The following is a 21,841-nucleotide window of genomic DNA, read 5'->3' as shown; positions in this document are numbered from 1 at the left end:
TTTAATTGGCTTGTAGGCCTCCATAGAGCGAATATTGGCAGACGACGGAGCACAATTTTGGCTTCGTTTATCATCTTGCTTCGATGGGACAACTGCTTTGCAATCATTACACGGCAATTTACCGTCATGAATTTGAGAACCAAGTCCCACGCAGTGATTTTCACACCGGAGGCGTTGCAATCCTATCGCGAGATAGCTGATTTACAAATACAACAAGATGATAAACATCGCCATAGCGCCGCAAAATATTGTTTGTTCGCTACACTACGCTCCAGATGCCGGCGAAATCTCGACACAATAACCTCGTCGGCGTACCCGCTCCAGCCTCACACACGACTGCGGCGCCTATATTGCGCTTTTCCATTGCCCGACATGCAGGCAGCGAGCCATTGCATCGCCGAGGTTGCATCTTCCAATATGGCGACCTGTTTCGCAAAGCGGAAAACAGCCTTGCGCGCTGCGCTCGCAGGTTTTCGTCCGTTGTATGCATCAAAGCACGCCCTGAGGGCGGCTTCGTAGATCCGGTCTCTGCGATCTTCTGGCCATTCGTTGAGAAAATCGATAGCATCCGCAGGACTGGCAATCTCTTGCACGATGTGCGCTGCACGCCTTACGAAAAGTGGGCTGCTGAAAGTCCCTGAGCTCATTCGTTCCTCCCGACCTGCTGAAACCGCTAGTTTTGCGTGAACAGGCGCCTCCTCTACACCCGCCCACCATTGCGGAATGTGTTGTCACAGCGATAGCGGTTCAATAGCAAAGCAGCGGCGTGATGTCCTCGGTTTGCCAGCGGGTCAATCCCTAACATCCTGCTGCAAGAGCGGCTCACCGGATGAATCTAGATCGTTTCGACCATTGCGAATCAACGCTTGATAGTTCCTCCACGCGCCACCAGGAAGCGGCCACTGCTCTGCCATCGATTTCACAGCCAAAAAGAGAATGGCGAAACAGGAATAGCCCGCTTCGTTTCGAGATTACTGGTCATTTTGGCGCAAAGCTTACGGCCGAGACGCGCCTGAAAATGCGCAAGCACCGCGGCAGGTCGCCAACAACGGAACGCATCAACGGTCATGACGGCGCGATACTGCGCCATAGATCTCGCTGGACGAGCATCGCAATAATCCTGTCGAGACCTTGGTTGCTTTCAGCGGAGACCGCCACTATGAAGCGACGCTTCGCCGACTGTGTTTCACGCCGCCTGGAGAGTTTCATGACAGAAGAAGCCGAAAAAAACATCAACACCCTCATCGAGCTCACGGCCGATGTCGTCTCAGCCTATGTCTCCAACAATCCGATCCCGGTGGGGGATCTCCCTGCCCTCATCGGCCAAGTGCACGCGGCTCTGAAAGGGACGGCGGAAGGTGTCTCTGCAAAAGAGCCGGTTGCCCTTACGCCTGCAGTCCCGATCAGGAAGTCGGTGACACCGGACTACATCATCTCCCTTGAGGACGGGAAGAAATTCAAATCGCTAAAGCGCCATCTGTCGACCCACTATGGGCTAACGCCGGATGGATATCGGGCCAAATGGGGCTTGTCGGCGGATTATCCCATGGTCGCGCCGAACTACGCCGCGGCGCGCTCGTCATTGGCCAAGACAATGGGGCTCGGCCGCAAACCGAAAGCGCCGGAAGCGCCGGAGCCGGCGCCGACGAAGCGAACCCGCAAGAAGGTCGCGGCTTGATTTCGGCAATGGAGATTCGTTCTGGAGCGTTGCAGCCATCGGCTTAATCTGCGCGTCATATCGTCATATAAAAAGGCGGGGCCAACCCCGCCTTCCTTTTTTGTTTCATGAGGAATTCGCGACGCCTGCAGCAATCTGCTGCCCTCAGTTTTTGCTCGCTCCTATCGAGCGGCCGTGAGGACCTCCGGACCTACGCGCCCACTCTTGCCAGGACGCAGGAGAAAATTTCAACCAGCTTTGCTGAGGCTGCCAGCGGAGGATTTGCCGGTGCGGCGATCCTGCTCGATCTCATAGTTGATCTTCTGGCCGTCAGCGAGGGTCGAGAGGCCCGCGCGTTCGACAGCGGAAATGTGGACGAAAACATCCGGACCGCCATTGTCGGGCTGGATAAATCCAAACCCCTTGGTGCTGTTGAACCACTTTACCGTTCCAGTAGGCATATACGTGTTCCTCCTTAACAATTGCAACGTCGGGCAGGCCATTTGGCCTGCCTGACTCATAGCCGAGACTTGGGCGCAGCAAAAAGCGAAAAATTGTTAAGCCCCGATCAGCTGGCGCACTCCATTTTGGCCGTAGTCGCCAGCAAGCACTGTCCTACACTACCGCTCGAGCATGGCCGGAAGCGCCCGATCCTTCCAACGCTCCTCAGCGCCACGTCTAGGGCTGGTGCTTGGAGGCACGGGACGTAAGGCCGACCGCTGCTCGTGCCGCCAGGTCAAAGGCCGGGTAGTTCACGGAGCTACCTTCGTGCATAACGGCTTGGCAAGCGCTTGAAGGAGTTTCGAATTGGATTGTTTCAAGAGGGTCGAGGGGTTGATCGATGCCACCAGCGTGGAAGCGATCGATAACGCGCGCGTTTTGCTGGACCAGTTCAAGGGCAAGTCAGAAACAATCGCCCAAGCGATCGACGACTTCCTACTTGATTTCATGACCTTGCTGTTTGTGATAGAAGCTACCCGCGAGCGGTTCCACAATCCGGCGAGGCGGTTGGCGCGCATCAGATTGAGCAGGATCAGGCTGTTACTCACCCGATGCTCTTGACCTTAGGGACCACGCCGGCAGGGATGCGTTTGCAGCCGCAAAGAAGGCAAAATCTGCTCGCCGGCAAACCGAGCACAGCCAGGCGGTATTTACGCAGATGAATTCGATCGCGACCGCCAAATTCTCCTGTTTGGTACCCAGCGACGACGGCAAGCGCGGACAGCTTCCGTGCTGCTGTCCTCCAGCGACAAACGTGCCTGCATGCCCCCATCCACGGCGAGCTCGACGGTGTTTCTCACGTTTGACCAAGGTCCCGCGCAAACACTCCCCTTTCCCGCAGCAACTCATCAGGCTCAACGGCCTCGCGGCAGGCGCATTACACCAGAAGCGCGCAACCGCATCGTTTTTTCACGCCTGAGTCCTACGATCTTCGTTTTCCAGCGCCTCGCGGATATCGCCCAACTCGCCGATTTTTGGATCAGATCCGTCCTAGCGCGAGCAGGCTCCGCGCTCGAGTTGGCTGGGCTGCTCACGCCTCTGCCCTTCAACATCGACCCGGTCTGGCTGTCGAGGACAGGGTTCCGCTGGCCAACATCTCCATTCTCACTGTCAGTGCAGCGGCCATTCGAAGCGCATCCTATACCCCTCCCCGGCAGCGCGCCCAATCGTCTTCCGAACGAAGAAGATATTCTCAGCCGCGCGCGCGTCGCGTTCGGCCCTGTCCGATGTCAGACAATGTTGGATGCGCAACATGGCAGAGCCCGATTTGTCCACTGCCTCGAACGGTTTTCTGATCTGGCACGGTGCATGCTTGGTCATCCGCAAGGCGTCGCGGACCAAGGAGAATCCGTCCCATGATCACCTCACCAAGAAATACTGCCGCACGTCTCCTGGGTTCATCCAAAGATGAGGCTCGAGTAGGGCCTGGCACCATGAAGAGCTTGTTCATTTGGCTCGGCGCTGCCCCCCGATCCTCCCACGCGGGGAGACGGGGACGCAGCGACTTCATCAAAATGAGGAACAAATCACTTTGCCTCGAAGCTTGCCTTTCGACCAGCCACCACAACGGGAGCCATCGATCGTCCCCCTGGCTGCGCAAGGCGTTCATTGCCACCGCGCTGGCCCTGGTGACAACCACTCCGGCTCTGGCCGCCACCGACGGCGGCAAGGTGACGGATTTCCTGCTCGACAACGGCATGGAAGTGGTCGTCATCCCCGATCACCGCGCGCCGATCGTCACTCATATGGTCTGGTACAAGATCGGCAGCGCCGACGAGCCACCCGGCAAATCCGGCCTTGCCCATTTCCTCAAGCATCTGATGTTCAAGGCGACAACCAACCACGCCGCCGGCGAGTTCGACCGAGCTGTGTCAGCCATTGGCGGCTACAATAACGCCTTCACCGCCTATGACTACACCACCTTCCTCGAGACGGTGGCGCCCTCGGCGTTGGGTGAGATGATGGGCTTCGAGGCCGATCGCATGTTCAACCTCATCCTCAACGACGATGATATCAAGACCGAGCGCGACGTGATCCTGGAGGAGCGCCGTTGGCACAGAGAGACGAACCCGCAGGCTTTGCTGGATGAGGAGGTCAACGCGACGTTGCGGCAGAACCAGCCCTACCGCATTCCGGTCATCGGCTGGATGCAGGAGATGGAGAAGCTGAACGGCACCGACGCATTCACCATCTACAACAAATACTACCGACCGAACAACGCCGTGCTGGTGGTGGCCGGCGACGTAGAGCCTGAGGCGGTGAAGGCGCTGGCCGAGAAGACCTATGGCAAGGTTGTGCGCGGGCCGGACCTGCCCCCGCGCAACCGCCCGGTCGAGCCGGAGCAGAACACCAGGCGCACAGTGACGCTGACCGATGCGCGCGTTTCGGTGCCGAGCTTTTCCACTCAATGGGTGGTGCCGTCCTATCATACGGCAGAGCCCGGCGAGGCCGAGGCGCTCGACCTGCTGGCCGAGATCCTCGGCGGCGGTAACCGCAGCCGGCTCTATCAGGAGCTTGTCGTCAAGCAAGGCATAGCCTCGGCGGCCGGCGCCTCCTTCCAGGGCACCATGCTAGACGACACCAATTTCACCATCTCCGGCTCGCCGCGCGGCGATGCAAAGCTCGTCGATCTCGAAGCGGCGGCCTTTGCCGAAGTCGCCCGGATCGCCAAGGATGGCGTCACCAGCGACGAGCTGGACAAGGCCAAAGACCGCTATATCCGCTCGGTGATTTTTGCGCAGGACGAGCTGGACCACATCGCCAACATTTATGGCAAGACGCTCACCACCGGTGGCAATGTGAAGGACGTGCTCGAGAGGCCGGACCGCGTCCGCAAGGTCACTACCGACGAGGTCAAGGCGGTCGCCGCGCGTTATCTGGTGCTCGACCATTCGACCACAGGCTATCTTTTGCCGCAGCAACAGGCGGGGAATTGATCATGAGCTCCATCCCCATGCAAATGCGCCGGCCGGTCTTCCCTCGGCGCGCCTTCACCACCCTGTTCCTCTCCATCCTCTTTCTCATCTTGCGGGCGCTCGCCCGGTAAACGGGATCTGTTTAAAGCCGCGAGGAGCGGTTTTCGCGGGCCTTGCCAGGCATTTGCCGGTTCAGGCGTCATTATTGGGGTGCGCTCCTCCTCAGGCCAGCCTCTCTTCGAGTCGATCGAGTCGCCGATTCGTGGTCCGCAGATTTTAGGCGCAGGCCACCAGCATCCACTCCGCGCGGCTGGCGAAGCCGATGTCCGTTGTTCAATCGTTCGACTAGTAGAACCGCGAGGCATCTTCTAGCGTATTCAGGTATTCTCCCTTTCCAGTTGGGTACCGTGGTCTATCAGCTGTCTGGCCGAGGCCCTATAAGGAACCCGGACGTCGCGGAGTACACACCGCACCTGCTATATATACCTGCTGCGTTGAGGAGGAATCCGGTATTGCCCCTGTGCCTGCCGATGATTCGTCACCTGAGATCCCCTGACCTGTTTGGACCCATTGATCGCCTGCCGGCACTTGGCACGCGGACTAGCGAGCGGACATTCGAGGTCCTCAACCCGTCGACTGGCGAAGTGCTGGCAGAACTACCCGACATGGGTGTCGAGGAGACATGCGCTGCGATCGACAAGGCCTATGTCGCTCAGCCTGGATGGGCAGGGTTGACCGCACGTGAGCGCAGCGACGTTCTATGGCGATGGCATCAGTTGATCATCGACCACGCCGACGATCTCGCCGAGATTCTCACCGCGGAGATGGGCAAGCCGCTTGCAGAAGCCAAGTCGGAGATATCGCATGCTGCGGCGTATCTGCAATGGTACGCCGAGGAGGCCAATCGCGTCTATGGCGAGACGATCTCCGCACCATCGATGGACCGCCGAATGCTGGTAATCAAGCAGCCCATCGGAGTTGTTGGCACGATAACGCCATGGAATTTCCCGGCCTCGATGGTGGCGCGCAAAATCTCGCCAGCCTTGGCGGCGGGCTGCACGATCGTCCTCAAGCCCGCTGAACAGACGCCGCTCGTGGCGGGAGCAATGTTCGCCCTCGCCCATCAGGCTGGCTTTCCCGAAGGCGTCGTCAACCTGATCTATGCGTCCGAAGGTGACGCGGTCGGCCGCGAACTTTGTACCAATCCCAAGGTCCGCAAGATCAGCTTCACCGGGTCGACTGAGATCGGGCGCCTGCTCATGCGCCAGTGCTCGGACCAGATCAAAAAAGTCAGCCTTGAGCTCGGCGGCAATGCACCTTTCATCGTCTTCGATGATGCCGATATCGATGCCGCGGTTGACGGTGCGGTCCAGGCGAAGTTCCGCAATGCCGGCCAGACCTGCGTTTCGGCGAACCGCCTTTACGTCCAGTCGGGCGTTCACGACGAGTTCGTCGAGAAATTCGTGCAACGGGCTCGCCAACTTCAAGTTGGTGACGGTTTCGCTCCCGGAGTGGACATCGGACCGCTCATCGACAAGCACGCTTTGGCCAAGATCGAATCCCATATTGCCGATGCCGTCGCCAAAGGCGGCGCAATTCGATGCGGGGGCAAACGCATCGGCACGAATGGCACGTTTTTCCAACCGACAGTCCTGACCGGTGTCTCCAGCGAGATGACCGTCGCGCAAGAAGAGACATTCGGGCCGCTGGCACCGATTATTCGCTTCAAAGATGCGGATCAGGTCGTGCGTGAGGCTAACGACACGATCTACGGCCTCGCGGCCTACTTTTATGCCTCCAACCTGAAGCGTGTCTGGCGTGTGGCCGAGGCCTTGGAATATGGAATGGTCGGGGTAAATACCGGCCGGATGTCTTCAGAAGCGGCGCCGTTCGGTGGGATAAAACAGTCCGGCATCGGGCGGGAGGGATCCCGCCATGGCCTCGAGGACTACCTCGAAATGAAATATCTCTGCATGGGCGGCATCTGAATTTTCGGCTTGCAGGGTTCACAGACCGGATAACCTAGCGAGCGATCTCCAAATATGTGAATTGTAGGATCGCTCCTCAATTGGGAACTGAGGGGCGGCTCCGTACCCGAGCAAACACGCATCCTGAAGGAGCACCCTGGCTGGACTTATCTCTCGACGAGACAAGCGTCTGCATCGTCGGCGAAGACGGCGTGCATGTGAGGGAGGATACGCTTGCGAGGGATTTGGCGGCCCTCGCCGACTATCTTCAGGCGACGGGCTGTCTTTGCACGGGTCTGGTTGGAAGCTTGTACACCATCGCGATCGTGAACGCTGGTTGTGCGCAATATCCGGTTTCTGAGGCAGAATTTTGAACCTGCTACCTTCCGATCGTCAATAGCTCAGTTGTTCTTCGGCCGACTGCCGCGCCAGTACAGGCTCGGACAAAGATACCATCAGGCAGGCATTCGCATTCGACATTTCCGGTGATCGGCGCACGATCCAGGGCGCGCCAGGGTTGACCAAGCGCCTCGAACCGCATGACAGTCTTGACCGGCTGGAGGACGGAAATCCCGCGTTGCCGAAGAGGTTGGTCAGCGCAGTCGAGCCCACACGGCATTTGCGGCACGAAACAGCAAGGGCTGGGAAGCGATCGGCCGAGCGGTCCTCGAAGGCGCGGGCCAGGGTGTCGACGATGCGTTGGTTCAGGTCCGCCAATCTGGTCTCTACCGTCTGATAGCGGGTTGGGTCGCCAGTGACAGCGAGTAAAGATATTTGGTATCATCGGCTTTGATTGCCGCGCAGATCTGGTCGAGATTGGGATAGCTTACTGGTGCACCTTTGGGCTCATAGTGCTTCCTCCTCATCGAGATGAGGATTGCCGGATTTGGCGTAGAACACCAACACGGGTCCGAGATCAAAACGCGTCCCGGGCGCAAGGCGCTGGACGGACCGGGGCCATGTTTCGGTTGATACGCCATCGATGCCTCGCGCCAGCGTTCTGGCGAATCGGGGCATCAGCGGAGCGAGTGTCGGTGCCAGGATCGCAGCGGCCGACGTCTGAAGGGCTAGCGAAGTCCGATTGCGGGCGGGATAGAAACGTCGCGCCGCCGCATAGTCTCGCGCCCGACGGTAGATCACGCAATCGCGCACGAAATCGCAGACCTGAGCGGCCGCGCGCCGGACCGAGAAGCCTTCGTCCGAATAGGCGCGATCCATCGCCGCGCGATAGATCTCTATCCGAGCAAAGAAGGCGCGGTCGACCGGGCTCCAGTCGCCTGCATCGGGTACACGGCCGGCAAAATCCTGCTTGATTTCCTGGTTCAACGCATCAAGCCAGTTCAGCCAAATCCCTTGGAACACCTCGTTCTCGGTGCGGCGCAGCGCCTCCAGCGTGAAATCCGTCCGCTCACCTTCCGGGCGTGTCAGGCCCAAATGGAGGCGCACGACGTCGACTGTCTTTGGGCTCAGAACCTCCTTGCCCCAGACCGCATGGCGGCAGCTGGTTGAGAACTTCTTGCCGTCGAGCAGGTAGAACTCGTTGACGTGATAGTGGATGCGTGGCGTCCAGTGGGAGAAGACCTCGGCGTAAAGAGCGGGGTAGAGTAGCGCGTGGTAGAACGAATTGTCGAAGCCGAAGAAATGGACAATCTGCCAGTCGTTGCCGGGCATCTCCGCCTTCCAGTCGCGACCCAGCAAGCGGCCGAGCGCCTGGATGTTGTAAAGAAAACCGAAGGCCATTTCCGGCCAGACCCAGATCACTTGCCCCGGGAACCCTTCGGCCGGCAGGCCCCAGTCCGAGGGGTGGGTAATGGGCACTGAAAAGTTGCCGCGTCGGCGTAGGCGCGCGAAGAGATCCAAGATCCGTAGCGGGACGCCCGATGCCCTTAGATGCCGGTCGATATTGTCGTAGCATCGGTCCAAGGCAAGTTCCGGGCGGCGGACGGAGCCGACAAGCGGCGCCTCGGCAGACTGCCGTGACCGGGCTGCACCCAAGTCGTGGCAAAGGTTTGGGGCGCCGCATTCCTCGCAGATGTTGCCACCGGCGGAGCCGCCGCAATCGGGGCAGAGGCCGCTAACATCCGGCTCGTAAAGATAGTGGCCTGTCACAGCATCGAAAAGCGCAGGGCTCTGGCGCAGATCTACCGCCGTGCTGCTCAGAAGACTGCGGAAACACGCGGCTTGGAACTCGCCGTAACCGTCATCGCCCATTGTGGGTTGGAAGCTGTGGACGTCACAATCGAGCAGTGCAAGCGTGGCGCGAATCTCGTCGGCGTAGTAGCGTGCCACGTTTGCAGGCGTCGATTGATCGGCATCGGCGCGTATCGTGACGTAGCTCTGGTTATCATCGCTTCCAGTGAGGTGATATGCTTCGACTCCTTTCATGCGCAGGAAACGAGTATAGACGTCGGCGCCGAAATAGGGGCCAGAAAGATGCCCCAGATGCAGATCGCCATTTGGCGTTGGCGGCGTGGAGAAGACGAAGATCGGCCCGCGTGGAGCCGTGGTCTTTGCAGCGGCATCGAGGGCGGCCTCGCCGTCTCGCCAGTAGACATCGACGAAATCTAGGTCTTCGTTTCCGTCGTTGCGCAGCACATGCGCTTCAAAAGGGTGGAACAGAACGACATCGCCCGCCTCGACCGAAATTTCCCCAAGGTCGGTCCTGACCTTGCCCGATCCTGACAGGATCACGAAGGCCTCGATTTCGTCGTGTCGATGGGGCTCGGATGTGACGCCGGGTCCAACCTTTCCGAATGAAAACCCCGTGCGAGCGCTTCCCGTTCCAAGCGTGGCCATGTCGATACCGAACGCCCGCGACAGCTCCGTTCGAGAAAACCTGTATTTGCGCATGACGAACCTAAGCTGTTGAAGCAGTGGGATCTTCGGCTGCCAACGCAACAGTCTCCCGTGCAATTTTTGGAGAGAAACGGTAGCCCGACCCGTTGGCGCCCCCGGCCAGGATAATGCAGCTCTGGGCCGCCAGGCGGGCGACGAGGGGGGCGCCAGTCGGGCTGTAGGCGTCACAGAAGACCGCCCTGCGACCACCTCCACAATCCACGTGCCGAAGCGTCGTAACGGGCTGCGGTCGATGCTCCGCGAGCCCGCAAATCAGAACGCCATACTCTCCGCGCATTTTTGAGCGGTCGATCAGTTTCATGTGCATGCCTCCGCCTGGCTGCGTGAGCTCAATCGCGATAGAAAATGCCATTTGGGGGCTTGAGTTTGTCGAGATCGGCCACTTTGCCCTCGGGCGGGTTAAGGGCACGCTTAAGCACGTTATATTCAGCGCGGGTCGGTCCACCGGTTGAAGCACGCTGGAACACCAAGTAGAGTGTCCGCCGCGAACGATTGCTTTTGTTCGGTCGTGAGTAGTGCGGTGCGTAATCGTCGAAGATGAAGATGTCGCCAGCCTTCCATACTACGGGTTCCCAGGAGAACATTTCGGCGACTTGAGGATCGATCACCCCACCGGCATCCATGGGAAACACCCCCTTCTTGTGGTTGCCGGGGCTGAAGAAAAGCCCGCCGTTTTCCGGGTCGGAGTCGTCGATGCCTATGGCAACCACCGCATGAACCATCCGGTCGGGGAGTTTGTGTGGAATGTGATAAATGTCCTGATGCGGGAGATAGCCGCCGCTGTCGGGGTAGTGGAAAATCAGCAACTCCTTGAGCCTGCGCGAATCTTCGCCAAGCAAATCCTCGACCGCTGACTTTATGCGCTGATCTTCTAAGAGCAAACGACGCAATGGATCATGGAAGTCGAGAAAATTCTCGATCTTGGAGATGATCTTTCGATTGTCCGTCGTCTTCTCGAACCACATGAGCCATTTATCATCGCTGACATCCCAGCGTGACATGTCTTCGACAAAAATAGAGATATCTTCCTGAGCCGCTGGAGCGAAGAATCTTTCGAGCCTGAGGTATCCGTCTTTCTGCCACTTTTCTCTTTGTGCATCAGTCAACATGCGAAAAGCCTCCTGTTGGAAAGACTGGTTGGTCGGACATCCCAATTAGGGCAGTCGGGCGCTGGTCAAGTTGCGGGTCCACAGAGACGGACTCACGTCATGTGGGACGGCGATGCTAAGTGCGTTCCGCTCCGGCGGATATTGCCCGCAGAAGCTCGGCGCGAGACTGCCTATGTCAGGCTCAGCCGGGTCCAGGGGTTCCGTAAACTGGGCCGGATCAATCGCTTCACCCGGTCCAGCCACGACACGCATCGCTAAAGGCCGGCACCATCCGCTGACCGCCGACCCAGCCATGGCCGCCAAGACCACGGCGCTCTTTCGAGTGAGCGACCTGGTACGGTCTTGACAACCGTAGGGGAAATGCACGCCCCCAGAATAATGCGATGCGCCGCTTGGTCCAAGGGCTTGTTCGATCACGATAATTTCGGAGAAGCCTCCGGCCTTCGCCACAGCGGAGGCGGACATCATTCCTAGGATGCCACCGCCGATGATCAAAAGTCTACGAGTCATATCCCGCTGCCCATTTCTTCGGCTGCGGAGGCGGGCCAGCTCTCGATCGAGGTATGGCTGATGAAGCTAGGATGCTCGGGGTTCGCGCATGGCGCGCGCCCAAGAAGGCTATCGAGGATGCGGCGCGCGCGCCAGGCCAGCAGGCTTAGGTTCGGATCGGCCAGGCCGCGCTGCCCGAGGCTCGCGTTTTGTACGAAGATGCGTCTGTCACGCGGTCCGTCCCAGCTCACCGAAAAATCCTCGCGAATAGCTAATTCATTGTCGATCTGCTCCAGCCGGTGCGCGATGGGTTCCAAGAAGTCTGGCACCGCGTTCTCGTAACCGGTGGCCAGGATGACGATGTCAGCCGTGACTTCTTCGACCTCGTCCATGCCGTGCTGCAGGGTCAGCCTGTGACCCGGTCCGGCGTTGATGCAGTGCGAGACGGTGCAGCCCGGCCGCAGTGTGATGTCGCATCGGTTTGGCTCGACAAATGCGTGGCGGTACAGCGCCTGATAGATCGCGCGCAACGTGCTTTCCGAAATGCCGTCCGAGGCAAGCACGAAACGCCGCAGGAGCAGCTTACGCTGCGACTCGCTCATCGCCGCGAAACGATCCGAAAAGCAGGGCATGAACAACTCGTTTGTGAACGGGCTGTTGTCCAGAGGCAGATAGTTTTCGCGCTGCGAGACCCAAGTGATCGAGGCAGGCCGCCGTTCTTTCGGCAGGCCGACAAGATGCAACATCACCTCGGCTCCCGACTGGCCTCCGCCGACCAGGCAGACATGCTTTCTCCGCACCTCGGGATGGATGTGCAGTAAAACAGATGAGTGGAACAGGTTGCATCCAGTCCAGCCCTGAAACTGAGGCGGAATTTGCGCCTGCTTGCCGATGCCAACCACGACGTTTCTGGCGCCGAGAACCGCGTTATCGGTCCGCACCCGAAACGCGCCGTCAAAGCGGATTTCGTGCACGGTCTCGCCGCCATGGACAAGTGGGTTCCTGTGGAAGGCCCAGTTCAGGTACTGCTCAAACTCAGCTCTGAACACAGCCTCGAACTGTGCGTTCAGGAAGTGGTACAAACGCCCGTTCTCGTGCAGGAAGTTTACGAAAGTGTACGCTGATCGCGGATTCACCAGTGTGACCAGATCCTTGAAGTGGCTCACCTGGAGCTCCGAGGAATCGAATGCGATGCCTGGATGCCAGCGGAAGTCGACCTGCCGATCCAGGAACAGTGCCCCTTGCCCAACTTGCTCGTGTATCTGACACGCAAGGCTCAAATTAGACGGCCCGGCACCGACCCCAACGCAAGATAACTCCACTGCTTCCTCCTATAGAGTCTTCCCACTAGGCGGCTTGTTCGCGGCGAATATCGGCCATAGCCATTGGGCCCCCTCGCGGACGTTTCGAGCCCCGGTCCCGACCGGCTTTGCGAGAATTTGTCCAGCGCGTTCGGGTCGTCGAATGTAGACCCGAGCATTCCAGCACGGTGACAATCGACGGATCAGGCCGGCGACGTGGGGCAACGACGTATGTCCTTTCCGCCCGTCTGGATGCCCGCGTCGCCGTCACGCGAGGAGCTTTCCAGGCCCATTAAGGTGTTTGAAGCCGGCGCAATCGCCCGCCTCGACCATGACGCGCCGGCCTTTCGGCGGCTTGATGGCAGGCGAGAGCGCGGTTTTCACTGCGGCGACGGCATTTTCGGTGCGCATGATCATGGACGACGTCTCGCTGATGCGTTCGCAGAGTCCCATGCATGGGCCGTGCCAGAGAAGGAAAACTTTATTTAACAATGGGTTGGCTGATTTGCGATCCTGTCGGAAATCCGACATTGAGGGACGACTCACGGCGGCGCTCGATTTGCACGTCGATGTCGCCTTTTTCCGAATAGCTAATCGGGCACTTTCTGCACCAGAATACTTCTCTTATGGAGACCAGCACGACGTCTTCATGAACGGACAGTGCAGAACCCTGTGTCTCTGCCGGACAGATCGCGATATACCTTGTCCATCGAGGTCGGCAGTTGCAAGAGCTGCCAGATCCTTCGCCCTATCGTGCCGTTGCTCGATCCCGACGTCCTCGGAGGCCGCGATCATGAAGAGTGACGCAAGCTCATGTCCGCCGCGAGGCCTCTCTCATGGGGAAGCAATTCTCTATGTTGGTGTCGGATCGGTGCTCTTGATGAGATGCTTGCGGATGGGCGCATGCCCAGACCAAAGCGCATCAATGATTGCGCGATATGGGACCTTCACCAACTGGATTGTCGAATCTCGGTAAAAATAGCCGGAAGACAATTGCGTCATGACCACTCTGCCGGTTCCAAAAGCACGTGCGCCATTCGGTCCCTGCGACTCAATCCAGGCAAAGGGATGAGGCCGCAAAGCAGCCTTTTGCGCGCCCACCGGTGGGCCAAGATGGAGCCATCGTAAACGCAGCTATTCGATGATCGCCGCCGCGGAGTCTTCAGGCTGTGCCGCGCCCGACACCGGCGACGTCGTGGTCGGAATGGCCCCGTCGCCGATGTCGATCCGAAGCTCGGGCAGTTTCGCGGTGAGCTTCACTGCTTATTCCGCATTGCCCACCGAGTGGCACAGGAGGTTCTATCAGGCGGTCACGGCTGCGTTCGTTGTCGGATCTTCGACGATGTCGGACATGAGACACAGCGCCATCAGGGTGATCGCATTGTTATGAAATGATTTTCTCATTTGGCACGACACCTGCAGCGCAGTCCGCAAAACGCGCTGCGGCACGGAAAGAGGAGAAATCACCCATGATCATGCGCGCCGAACATGCGGTCGCAGCCGCGAAGCAAACTGGGCATGAGCGCTCCGCCAATATCAAGCAATTCGAGCAAGATTTTTCGTAATTCAGTCCACATCTTTGAAGAGCAAGGAGAGAATATCATGGCGAGAAACCAAATGCGGGCTGCGCGGGGAGTAGCAGCGGCCGTTGTCCTCATCGTGATGGGACAGCAGGCCGTCGCGGCGGACCTTGCGCAAGCGGCGAGCGTCCCGCAGGCGGGAGCCTCGGTCACGGAAGCGCCAAGCCCTTGGCAGATCCGCCTGCGTGCGTTGGGGGTCGTCACTCAGGATTCGGGCTACGTCAATGCAGTGCCCGGCTCCGATCTTTCTTATTCAAACACGGTGACGCCGGAACTCGATATCTCCTATTTCTTCACGGACAACATCGCCACGGAGCTCATACTCGGCACCACCTACGCCAACATCGACGGCCAAGGAACGATCGGCGGGCTTGGCAAGATCGGCAAGGTTTGGCTGCTGCCGCCTACGCTCACATTGCAGTATCATTTTACCGATCTCGGCGCTTTCAAGCCCTATGTCGGCGCCGGCGTGAACTACACGATATTCTATAACCAGGATGCCGGCAGCGCCGATGCTCTCAAGGTTAAGAACACGTTCGGCACCGCGCTGCAGGTCGGATTCGACTACATGGTGGATCAGCACTGGGGCGTCAACTTCGACGTGAAGAAGCTTTTTCTCAAGCCAGACTTCGACGTCACGGTCGACGGCGCGAAGCTGACGGGAAAGGCGGAGCTCGATCCCTGGTTGATAGGCGCAGGTGTCACCTACCGCTTCTAACAACGAAAGGTGAAGGCGGCTGCTGATAGCCGATCGGAAATGAAGGGCGCCTCGTGCGCCCTTTTTTACGGTCGTCCCTGCACGGGCGACACTTAAAGAAGCCTTTGTCTACGGGCGGCCGCCTTCCTCCAGCGGACCAAGAAGGTACCCCTGGTCAATGCGGCCTCGACTACCGCCTGAAATGGACGTGCTTAGATGCGCTTCGGATCAGGATGGCTGTTGGGTATTGTTGATGGAATGCCCGGCATCAGTCTCCCGGACATCATGTCAGAGCATGCGCCTGCGTAAGGCGAGCACGGAGCTCCTCGACGCCGACAAGATGTCCCTTGTTCAGCCATGCTGCGACAGCTGCTGTTCTTTTGCTGCAGGAGCGGTGGCTGGCGCCCAGTGGACGCATTCCTCGGCAGGCCAAGGCCTGCCTTTGCGCTGCCCCATGGCTTGACCCATGGCACGGTGCCGCGCTCCAGCTCGGCAATGATGCGGTCCGTGATCTCCTGATAAAGGCTGGCGCCGGGGCGCCCGCCCTTGCCTGCGCCAGCCTCTCCGCTGGGGGTACGCTTGCTGTTTGCATGCATCGTCTCATCCTCCGCTCGCCAATCGCCGCGCCTTTCCCCGGAAGGGGGATGGGCGGCGAGTCGCGACCGGAAAGGCCCGCCGTGGTAGGCGGACCGCATCCGAAGGACCGGAACGAAGAGGAGGACCCTGAGCGGCACGCGAAGGGTTGCGGGCTGCCGCGGCGGGCCTAGAAGGGAGTGCCGCCCACCCCGCGCCACCGGGAAAGGCCAACAGACAAACCGCGCCGCCCGCAAGGGCGGCGGCCGTCACAGCCCGAAGGGCTGCCCACGCCAAGGGGCGAAGCCGAATGGCCGAGACCGCCTGAGCTTGCCGAAGAAAAGCGGGCTCGGTTCACGAGCACCTCGTGCGCGTCGTTAGGCGCGCGGGCGCTCCTGTCAGCAGCATGAATGCCTGGAAACCTTCTGGTCGAGTCTCATCAACCGCGCTTTCGTCCGTGCTTCCAGATCTATTCAGCATGAGGGTTGAGTAAATCGACCGGCTCGATTCCGAGCACTCTGGTGAGTTTTTGCCACCATATCAATGCTGGCGGCATAGACCGACGCTCAAGTGCGCTGACGTATGTTCGGTCGACGCCAAGCTCATGCGCCAGCGCTTCCTGCGACAATTTCTTTTTTGGCGCTGCCTACGCAGATTGCGGGCAAAGACCTCTCGGATTTCCATGGACGAGAAGCACCTCTTGTCGAGGATTTCACCACGGAGGATTCTCTACAAAAATCAGAGACAACAAAGGGGAGCGGCTGCACGGCATTACTTTAGCGAGGGCAAATCCCGCTGATCCGAGAACTCAAGGACGTAAATCGTGAAGTTTGACACCCAAACAAAGTGCGACGCCACCTATAGGTCACGAGAGCGACGCATTTGTGCCAGAAGCTCGCAAGGATCGATTTTGAGAGCCTCGGTCACGTCGAGAAACTCAATTACGTCCAGCCCACGTTCACCACCCTCATACTTGGCGACGAACGACTGCGGGCGGCTTAGCATTTCAGCAACCTGGCTCTGGGTGAATCCGTTATTTTTGCGCGCCGCTATCAACCTTTTCAGCAGCCAGCGCTGGCGAGGTGATCGAAGGGATTTCGGCATCAGACGAACCGGCCAGGAAGAACTGGCTCACCGACTAATCCCAGTTTCGGATTATCCCATTTTAGGATATTGTCCAGTCAAAGGCGGACGCGGGATAATTCATAGCGAGATACGAGATGGAAGACAGATTGCTCCAACCTGCTGTTGCCGACGAGGTCCCCTGGGCGGAGAGCCTGACCGCTTATGACAATGAGCACTTCAGGATCTATCTGAGACTCATAGACGCATGCGCCGGGAATGCCAGCGAAGAAGAGATGGCGCAGGCGATATTGGGCATCGATCCAGTGCAAGAGCCGGCTCGCGCCCAAAAGGCGGTTCGCAGCCATCTCGCGCGCGCCCACTGGCTGGTGATCGCGGGGTACAAAGAGCTGTTCTCTGGCCAAGAGGCCTGATAGTGACGATCACTATAGAAGAAACCGCTTATACCCACCGTTCATAAGCGAGCGCCCGCGTCTGACTGCACGGCGGACGCTGTCGCGAAGATGGTCACCGGGGTCGGCCCAGTCCTGCTCGACGCGGGTTCTACCGAAGAGGGCGAGGCCGATCTCGCGGTGTGGCGCGCCAGCGATGGAGCCATCGAGCGCACGCAAGACTCGGCGCAACCGCGTGCGACGGGGTTCGGTTGGAAAGAATCCCGATTGCAGCCTTCCGGTCGAACGGAGGCCGTTCAGACATTCCATCCCGTTCAGGCGTTGCTTGAGTTCCTCAGGCGGCCAGAAGACGGAGGAAGTCAATCGCACAGGTTCGAGGAGGCTGAGGCCTGAAGCAGCCAACTGCAAGCTCCTGCCATTGTCCTCAACAAGGACGTGCTGATGCCCGTCTCCCGTAACGAGTATGGAGATGCGGCAGGAGCGCGCGGCGAGATCGAGCACGTCGATCCCGCCAGGCCGCGCCGCTCTTTCGGCAGCAAGGGGCAAAACATGCGGACATTGGCGGGGGCACCAGAAGACGCTCGCATCATTTGCTTTCGAGCTTGCAAAACAGAAGGCCCCAGCGCGAAAGATCGGCAGTGTTCGACGGCAGGCTGATTATGTCCACGGCCCCGGCGTTCGTACGCTCGGCACGGCGCAGCGCGTTCGCCAGATCGTTCTGGAAGTCCGGATTGCGCCTGAGGAATTCCCAGGCCCAGCCTCGGCTGGTCAGCCGCTCGACATAGCCATAGGCATCATCATCTTGCCAGTCCGGCCACGCAGGGCCAGGTCTTGTTTCGTCCATTGCATTATTTCCAGAAAGGGTTGGATTGCAGGCTCAGGCGATCTTAATGACCGGGGTCCACAGGACCGGGCCCTTGAGCCCGCCATTGCGACGGAGGGCTTCCAAGCTCTCTCTCGAGACGTCGAGATATCCGGCAACGGCGCGTGTGTTGCCAATTGTTTGCGGATCGGACAACCGTTCGAGTGGCCAGCCGGCGCGACGCAAGATGCGCTCTATGCGCAGATCGGTTACGGTGACGATGCTGCGCAGACCGCGTGACAAACCAAACTCAACCATTCCGGCAAACAGCTCGTAGGTGCCAATTGCGATGCCCGCCTGTTTGGGCGCGGAAGGCGGCAGATCAAGCGCAAAACGGCTGCTTTCCCAAACACGCGGATTTTCCGGCGCTGGACGGTCGGCAAGGAGAGCGAAGAAGCTATCGCGCAGCATCGTCGGTCCTGTAGTCGGCAACAGGCGCACGCAGCCGTCGATGCGTCCGGCGGGCGCACGCAGCAATAGGTAATGGGGACGAAGCGCGTCGAACGGATCGACCTCAAAGCCACCGCTGAACGAAACGTCCCAATCAAGTCGATCCCTGAAAACGCGATACCGCAAGCGATGCATCTGCTCGAGCTCGTCGCTGAACTCAGCGTAACAATCCGGCGTGATCAACTGCATCATGATGGCCTTCTCCCTCGCATGGATAACACCTGCGATTGAAGGCAAAGGCCGGAGTTGATACAACCTGTGTATGTGCCCAGGTTTCGGAGATCAGGTGAAGAGAGATGGCCGGGACAGTGCAAGCCGAACAGCTGCCTGAATAGCCGTCTTCACTCCAAGCTTATCCCTGGCGTTATCCCGATGAAAGGCCGCGGTGCGCCGACTGATCCCAAGGATGCGGCCGATCTCCCACGCCGTCTTGCCGCGAGCCGCCCACTTCAGACATTCCATTTCCCTTCGCGATAGGGCAACGCCAGCCACGGTCCTGCCGTCGGCCAGCTTGCGACAGGCATGAAGATGGAAGAAGACCGCGATGAGCTGCAGCACGCGATCATATCGATCAATCAGGCGAAAGAACGGTGGTCGCCTTTCATCGGAGGCGAAGGTCAGTGCTGCAAAAGTACCGGTGCTGTCATGGATCGGGATCGTGAAGCCGCAGTGAATGCCAAATTGCGTCGCCTCATCCATCAATTGTCGCTGCTGCGTCGATAGTTCGAGATCAGGACCGTGCGCATCCCAGTTGAACGGTTCCTGACCACCACGCGCCTGATGGATAACGGGGTCAATCTTTTCATACCGACTGTGAAGGTAGTGAGATGTCCAGGATTGAGGGTAGGTGGAAATCAGGCGCACCTTGCGGCCCTTGCCAGGCGAAGGGAAAAGATAGGCAAAAGACGGCAAATCGAGCGAAGAGGCAATCTCGCCCAGAGCGTTGCGCAGGTCCGTCGCGTCAGCGCTGTCTGCTATCTGCTCTACAAATCTATGAAAAGCGTCTTGCATAGCTAAACTGCAGTGAGTTCTGCCCCTCCAGGAGCCAAGACGGGCGGGGCCAATGCGCAGCCATTCTGGGTTGAAGGCCCGGCCGGAGACTGAGCTCCGTGCCGGGCCGTGCGCCTTGGGAGGGCGATACGTGCTTCGACGGCGCTGTTATCGACATCGAGACCTCATTCCAGCGTCATATGTTAGCAGGTGGCAGTTTTCCTCTTGGTTGCACTACCTTACGGTCGGGGTGTCTGTTTGCGGGCTGTTGGGACTGTTTTCCATGGAGGAGCTCAGCATCACGGTAGATTGCGGTCTGTGGTCTGTGAGAGCGTCACCTCGACAATTCGTGCAGCAGCCCTACGTCACCGGACGCGAAGGCGGTGCTGTGTTTTAAGATTGGCGTCGCATTTCAGCAGCGGCTTGCACACAGTCGATGCAAGTTGCCTTAAAGCGAAGAGCGTGGCTTTGCGCCGGACGTGATATCCTGGGCGGTCCGAGTGGAAGGCGTCATCTCACGTCAGATCATATCGCGTCTTCCGCCTTCAGCGCGCGATAGGTCGTATCGACTGATTTCGCGGTCGCGTCGACGATGATGTCAATCTCTTTTCGGGTAATGATCAGAGGCGGGGCAAAGCCGAGGATATCGCCATGCGGCATAGCGCGGCCGATGACACCATTCTCAAACAGAGCAGCGGCGGCGCGCACGCCGACCTGAAGTCCGGGTTCAAATGGTACCCGCCCTTTAGGATCCCGCATCAGTTCCACGGCGGATAAAATGCCGACGCCGCGAACCTCGCCCACGATGGGATGTCCCTCCAGCTCGGCTTTCATGCGGGCTTGCCAATAGGGTCCGACATCCCGAACATGTTCCAAGATGTTTCTTTCCTTCAGCAATTTAATATTGGCAAGCGCGGCCGCCGCACAAAGCGTGTGACCGGAATATGTCCAGCCATGGCCGAGCGGGCCGTGCTTTTCCGTTCCTTGTTCCAACACCGACCAGACGCGGTCGCCGATGATTGACCCGGAGATGGGCAGGTAGGCTGAACTCAAGCCCTTGGCGATGGTCACGAAATCCGGACGCATGCCATAGAGGTGGGACCCGAATTTCTCACCGGTTCGCGCGAAGCCGCAGACCACCTCATCGGCAATCAGAAGGACGTCGTACTTGTCAAGCACCCCCTGAATCGCAGCCCAGTATCCCTTCGGAGGCGGAACGATGCCGCCGGTCCCAAGTACCGGTTCTCCGATGAAGGCTGCAACGGTCTCTGGGCCTTCAGCGAGGATAAGGGCTTCAAGTTCGATGGCACAGCGCCTGGAGAACGCCTCCTCAATTTCGCCGTCGCGCGCCTGGCGATAGTAGTGGGGCGTCGTCGTATGGCGCACCAAATTCAAAGGCAGGTCGAAGAAATCGTGAAAAAAGGGAAGCCCTGTCAGGCTTCCGGTGACCAGCCCGGACCCGTGATATCCGCGATTGCGCGAGATGATCTTCTTCTTTTCGGGGCGGCCGAGGATGTTGTTGTAATACCAGACCAGCTTGATGTTGGTTTCGTTGGCGTCGGAACCGGAGAGGCCGAAATAGACCCTCCGCATATCTTGACCGAAATACTCGACCACAGCCTCCGCCAAGAGAGCAACCGGCTCGGTGCCTTGGCTGGCGTAAACATGCGCGAACGGCAGTTCATGTGCTTGCCTGGCAATGGCGTCGGCAATCTCCGTGCAACCATATCCCATATTGACGCAGTAGAGTCCTCCGAAACCGTCAAGGCTCTTTCGGCCTTCCGTATCCCAGATGTAGACGCCTTCTGCGCCGGCCATGATTCGATTTGGCGTCTCGCCGCGGCTGTGCTTGGCCAAGTGCGTCGACGGATGAAAGACGAAGTTTCGATCTTTCTCCCGGAGTTGCTCGGTTCCCAGATTGCTCAAGCTCATAGTTCCTCTCCTCGCGAGCAGTCGGCGGAGAATCCTTGGCCAGCCGCTATTTGAAACAAGCATATCCATAAACACCTCTGGAGTTTCGCGGGAATGCACCTCTTTAACCGACGAATCCGCTGAAATCGGCCTGAAACAACGTGAAAACCAACTTCTGGATTTACCTTCTCCTTGAGGCGGATAAGGGCATCAGTGCGGCCGTCGCCGTGTTCTGTTCGTCAGGGAATGTCTGCGAAGGTACCGCATAAACCCGGTGACTGGTATTACGAGATGCGCTGTCCGAAGGCCCCCATCCAGCAGCCCAACAGAACCTCCGCGATGTGTTCTTCGTGTCGCCGGGATATGTTCGGACATATGGTGATGCGCACGCTCGTGGCGGCACGCCTTGGGCTATTCAGGATTGCCACCCTCTTTAAGCAGATTCGCAGCGTTATGAAGGCGTTGGGATCGCTGAGTCGCGCGGCAGGGGAAGCATGCTCGAGAAGAC

22 protein-coding genes and 1 pseudogene are annotated in these 21,841 nt (G+C 58.9%); 6 read left to right on the top strand and 17 right to left on the bottom strand.

Features of this window, described 5'->3' with window-relative positions; genetic code table 11:
• Positions 1–326 precede the first annotated feature (326 nt).
• The gene (locus tag NKJ20_RS20805; RefSeq protein ID WP_352746494.1) at positions 327–647 is read right to left on the bottom strand and encodes a DUF982 domain-containing protein; all 321 of its coding nucleotides are present in this window, start codon (positions 645–647) and stop codon (positions 327–329) included.
• 560 nt (positions 648–1,207) lie between these two features.
• Here NKJ20_RS20805 and NKJ20_RS20800 point away from each other — a divergent pair.
• The gene (locus tag NKJ20_RS20800; RefSeq protein WP_352452644.1) at positions 1,208–1,678 is read left to right on the top strand and encodes a Ros/MucR family transcriptional regulator; all 471 of its coding nucleotides are present in this window, start codon (positions 1,208–1,210) and stop codon (positions 1,676–1,678) included.
• Between the two features lie 227 nt (positions 1,679–1,905).
• Here the strand turns inward: NKJ20_RS20800 and NKJ20_RS20795 are convergent, their stop codons facing one another.
• A complete protein-coding gene (locus tag NKJ20_RS20795) occupies positions 1,906–2,118 on the bottom strand; it encodes a cold-shock protein (protein ID WP_023679670.1) in 213 nt (70 codons plus the stop codon).
• Positions 2,119–2,491: 373 nt separating this feature from the next.
• Here NKJ20_RS20795 and NKJ20_RS20790 point away from each other — a divergent pair, with 373 nt between their 5' ends.
• From NKJ20_RS20790 to NKJ20_RS20780, 3 genes are all read left to right on the top strand, one after another.
• The gene (locus tag NKJ20_RS20790) at positions 2,492–2,719 is read left to right on the top strand and encodes a hypothetical protein (protein WP_352572122.1); all 228 of its coding nucleotides are present in this window, start codon (positions 2,492–2,494) and stop codon (positions 2,717–2,719) included.
• A gap of 953 nt (positions 2,720–3,672) precedes the next feature.
• Complete coding sequence (locus tag NKJ20_RS20785; RefSeq protein WP_352746491.1) at positions 3,673–5,094, top strand: M16 family metallopeptidase; 1,422 nt, start codon at positions 3,673–3,675, stop codon at positions 5,092–5,094.
• Between the two features lie 509 nt (positions 5,095–5,603).
• Positions 5,604–7,061 (top strand): NAD-dependent succinate-semialdehyde dehydrogenase, encoded by a 1,458-nt coding sequence (locus NKJ20_RS20780; RefSeq protein ID WP_352746558.1) that lies wholly within the window; start codon positions 5,604–5,606, stop codon positions 7,059–7,061.
• A 372-nt stretch (positions 7,062–7,433) separates the two neighbouring features.
• On the opposite strand, the gene NKJ20_RS20775 is transcribed toward NKJ20_RS20780, so the two are convergent.
• From NKJ20_RS20775 to NKJ20_RS20745, 7 genes are all read right to left on the bottom strand, one after another.
• The gene (locus NKJ20_RS20775; protein WP_352746490.1) at positions 7,434–7,757 is read right to left on the bottom strand and encodes a hypothetical protein; all 324 of its coding nucleotides are present in this window, start codon (positions 7,755–7,757) and stop codon (positions 7,434–7,436) included.
• Between the two features lie 129 nt (positions 7,758–7,886).
• Positions 7,887–10,064: a class I tRNA ligase family protein gene (locus NKJ20_RS20770; RefSeq protein WP_352746487.1), complete on the bottom strand. Its 2,178-nt coding sequence runs from the start codon at positions 10,062–10,064 to the stop codon at positions 7,887–7,889.
• Positions 10,065–10,225: 161 nt separating this feature from the next.
• Complete coding sequence (locus NKJ20_RS20765) at positions 10,226–11,005, bottom strand: phytanoyl-CoA dioxygenase family protein (protein ID WP_352746485.1); 780 nt, start codon at positions 11,003–11,005, stop codon at positions 10,226–10,228.
• Positions 11,006–11,050: 45 nt separating this feature from the next.
• Positions 11,051–11,515, bottom strand: a complete 465-nt coding sequence (locus tag NKJ20_RS20760) for an FAD-dependent oxidoreductase (RefSeq protein ID WP_352746482.1) — start codon at positions 11,513–11,515, stop codon at positions 11,051–11,053.
• A complete protein-coding gene (locus NKJ20_RS20755; protein ID WP_352746479.1) occupies positions 11,512–12,816 on the bottom strand; it encodes a lysine N(6)-hydroxylase/L-ornithine N(5)-oxygenase family protein in 1,305 nt (434 codons plus the stop codon). Before NKJ20_RS20755 ends, NKJ20_RS20760 begins: the two co-directional genes overlap by 4 nt.
• Before the next feature lie 246 nt (positions 12,817–13,062).
• Entirely contained in the window at positions 13,063–13,326 is a 264-nt protein-coding gene (locus tag NKJ20_RS20750) for an iron-sulfur cluster assembly accessory protein (RefSeq protein WP_352746476.1), read from the bottom strand.
• A gap of 603 nt (positions 13,327–13,929) precedes the next feature.
• On the bottom strand, positions 13,930–14,055 hold the full coding sequence (locus NKJ20_RS20745; RefSeq protein WP_352618636.1) for a hypothetical protein: 126 nt from the start codon (positions 14,053–14,055) through the stop codon (positions 13,930–13,932).
• Between the two features lie 357 nt (positions 14,056–14,412).
• On the opposite strand from NKJ20_RS20745, the gene NKJ20_RS20740 reads away from it, so the two are divergent.
• Entirely contained in the window at positions 14,413–15,093 is a 681-nt protein-coding gene (locus tag NKJ20_RS20740) for an OmpW/AlkL family protein (protein WP_352746556.1), read from the top strand.
• 377 nt (positions 15,094–15,470) lie between these two features.
• On the opposite strand, the pseudogene NKJ20_RS20735 reads toward NKJ20_RS20740, so the two are convergent.
• The 3 genes and pseudogenes from NKJ20_RS20735 to NKJ20_RS20725 form a co-directional block, all read right to left on the bottom strand.
• Positions 15,471–15,668 (bottom strand): annotated as a pseudogene (locus NKJ20_RS20735) (ArdC-like ssDNA-binding domain-containing protein); the annotation flags it as partial.
• Between the two features lie 446 nt (positions 15,669–16,114).
• Positions 16,115–16,273: a helix-turn-helix domain-containing protein gene (locus NKJ20_RS20730; protein ID WP_352746474.1), complete on the bottom strand. Its 159-nt coding sequence runs from the start codon at positions 16,271–16,273 to the stop codon at positions 16,115–16,117.
• Between the two features lie 230 nt (positions 16,274–16,503).
• Positions 16,504–16,650 carry a transcriptional regulator gene (locus NKJ20_RS20725; RefSeq protein ID WP_352746554.1) on the bottom strand — a complete coding sequence of 49 codons (147 nt, stop codon included), beginning with the start codon at positions 16,648–16,650 and terminating at the stop codon, positions 16,504–16,506.
• A gap of 215 nt (positions 16,651–16,865) precedes the next feature.
• Here NKJ20_RS20725 and NKJ20_RS20720 point away from each other — a divergent pair, with 215 nt between their 5' ends.
• Positions 16,866–17,141, top strand: coding sequence for a DNA -binding domain-containing protein (locus tag NKJ20_RS20720; RefSeq protein ID WP_352473864.1), 276 nt, complete (start codon positions 16,866–16,868; stop codon positions 17,139–17,141).
• Positions 17,142–17,153: 12 nt separating this feature from the next.
• On the opposite strand, the gene NKJ20_RS20715 is transcribed toward NKJ20_RS20720, so the two are convergent.
• From NKJ20_RS20715 to NKJ20_RS20695, 5 genes are all read right to left on the bottom strand, one after another.
• Entirely contained in the window at positions 17,154–17,429 is a 276-nt protein-coding gene (locus tag NKJ20_RS20715) for a DNA -binding domain-containing protein (RefSeq protein WP_352746552.1), read from the bottom strand.
• Positions 17,430–17,706: 277 nt separating this feature from the next.
• Positions 17,707–17,964 (bottom strand): transcriptional regulator domain-containing protein, encoded by a 258-nt coding sequence (locus tag NKJ20_RS20710; RefSeq protein WP_352746472.1) that lies wholly within the window; start codon positions 17,962–17,964, stop codon positions 17,707–17,709.
• Positions 17,965–17,997: 33 nt separating this feature from the next.
• Positions 17,998–18,624, bottom strand: a complete 627-nt coding sequence (locus NKJ20_RS20705; protein ID WP_352746470.1) for an acyl-homoserine-lactone synthase — start codon at positions 18,622–18,624, stop codon at positions 17,998–18,000.
• A gap of 90 nt (positions 18,625–18,714) precedes the next feature.
• Entirely contained in the window at positions 18,715–19,443 is a 729-nt protein-coding gene (locus NKJ20_RS20700; protein WP_352746467.1) for a helix-turn-helix transcriptional regulator, read from the bottom strand.
• A 504-nt stretch (positions 19,444–19,947) separates the two neighbouring features.
• On the bottom strand, positions 19,948–21,354 hold the full coding sequence (locus tag NKJ20_RS20695; protein WP_352746465.1) for an aminotransferase: 1,407 nt from the start codon (positions 21,352–21,354) through the stop codon (positions 19,948–19,950).
• Positions 21,355–21,841: the final 487 nt, after the last annotated feature.

The sequence above is a fragment of the Mesorhizobium sp. M0185 genome, assembly GCF_040322175.1.
Taxonomy (GTDB): Bacteria; Pseudomonadota; Alphaproteobacteria; order Rhizobiales; family Rhizobiaceae; genus Mesorhizobium.
The sequence above is the reverse complement of the archived record's forward strand: the minus strand, read 5'-3'. Positions and strand labels throughout refer to the sequence as shown.

What these genes read in the sequence shown, in the direction of transcription:
- NKJ20_RS20805 (WP_352746494.1), bottom strand. Translation starts at nt 647, where the DNA reads ATGAGCTCAGGGACTTTCAGCAGCCCACTTTTCGTAAGGCGTGCAGCG.
- NKJ20_RS20800 (WP_352452644.1), top strand. Translation starts at nt 1,208, where the DNA reads ATGACAGAAGAAGCCGAAAAAAACATCAACACCCTCATCGAGCTCACG.
- NKJ20_RS20795 (WP_023679670.1), bottom strand. Translation starts at nt 2,118, where the DNA reads ATGCCTACTGGAACGGTAAAGTGGTTCAACAGCACCAAGGGGTTTGGA.
- NKJ20_RS20785 (WP_352746491.1), top strand. Translation starts at nt 3,673, where the DNA reads ATGAGGAACAAATCACTTTGCCTCGAAGCTTGCCTTTCGACCAGCCAC.
- NKJ20_RS20780 (WP_352746558.1), top strand. Translation starts at nt 5,604, where the DNA reads ATGATTCGTCACCTGAGATCCCCTGACCTGTTTGGACCCATTGATCGC.
- NKJ20_RS20765 (WP_352746485.1), bottom strand. Translation starts at nt 11,005, where the DNA reads ATGTTGACTGATGCACAAAGAGAAAAGTGGCAGAAAGACGGATACCTC.
- NKJ20_RS20760 (WP_352746482.1), bottom strand. Translation starts at nt 11,515, where the DNA reads ATGACTCGTAGACTTTTGATCATCGGCGGTGGCATCCTAGGAATGATG.
- NKJ20_RS20750 (WP_352746476.1), bottom strand. Translation starts at nt 13,326, where the DNA reads ATGTCGGATTTCCGACAGGATCGCAAATCAGCCAACCCATTGTTAAAT.
- NKJ20_RS20740 (WP_352746556.1), top strand. Translation starts at nt 14,413, where the DNA reads ATGCGGGCTGCGCGGGGAGTAGCAGCGGCCGTTGTCCTCATCGTGATG.
- NKJ20_RS20725 (WP_352746554.1), bottom strand. Translation starts at nt 16,650, where the DNA reads ATGCTAAGCCGCCCGCAGTCGTTCGTCGCCAAGTATGAGGGTGGTGAA.
- NKJ20_RS20720 (WP_352473864.1), top strand. Translation starts at nt 16,866, where the DNA reads ATGGAAGACAGATTGCTCCAACCTGCTGTTGCCGACGAGGTCCCCTGG.
- NKJ20_RS20715 (WP_352746552.1), bottom strand. Translation starts at nt 17,429, where the DNA reads ATGGAATGTCTGAACGGCCTCCGTTCGACCGGAAGGCTGCAATCGGGA.
- NKJ20_RS20710 (WP_352746472.1), bottom strand. Translation starts at nt 17,964, where the DNA reads ATGGACGAAACAAGACCTGGCCCTGCGTGGCCGGACTGGCAAGATGAT.
- NKJ20_RS20705 (WP_352746470.1), bottom strand. Translation starts at nt 18,624, where the DNA reads ATGATGCAGTTGATCACGCCGGATTGTTACGCTGAGTTCAGCGACGAG.
- NKJ20_RS20700 (WP_352746467.1), bottom strand. Translation starts at nt 19,443, where the DNA reads ATGCAAGACGCTTTTCATAGATTTGTAGAGCAGATAGCAGACAGCGCT.
- NKJ20_RS20695 (WP_352746465.1), bottom strand. Translation starts at nt 21,354, where the DNA reads ATGAGCTTGAGCAATCTGGGAACCGAGCAACTCCGGGAGAAAGATCGA.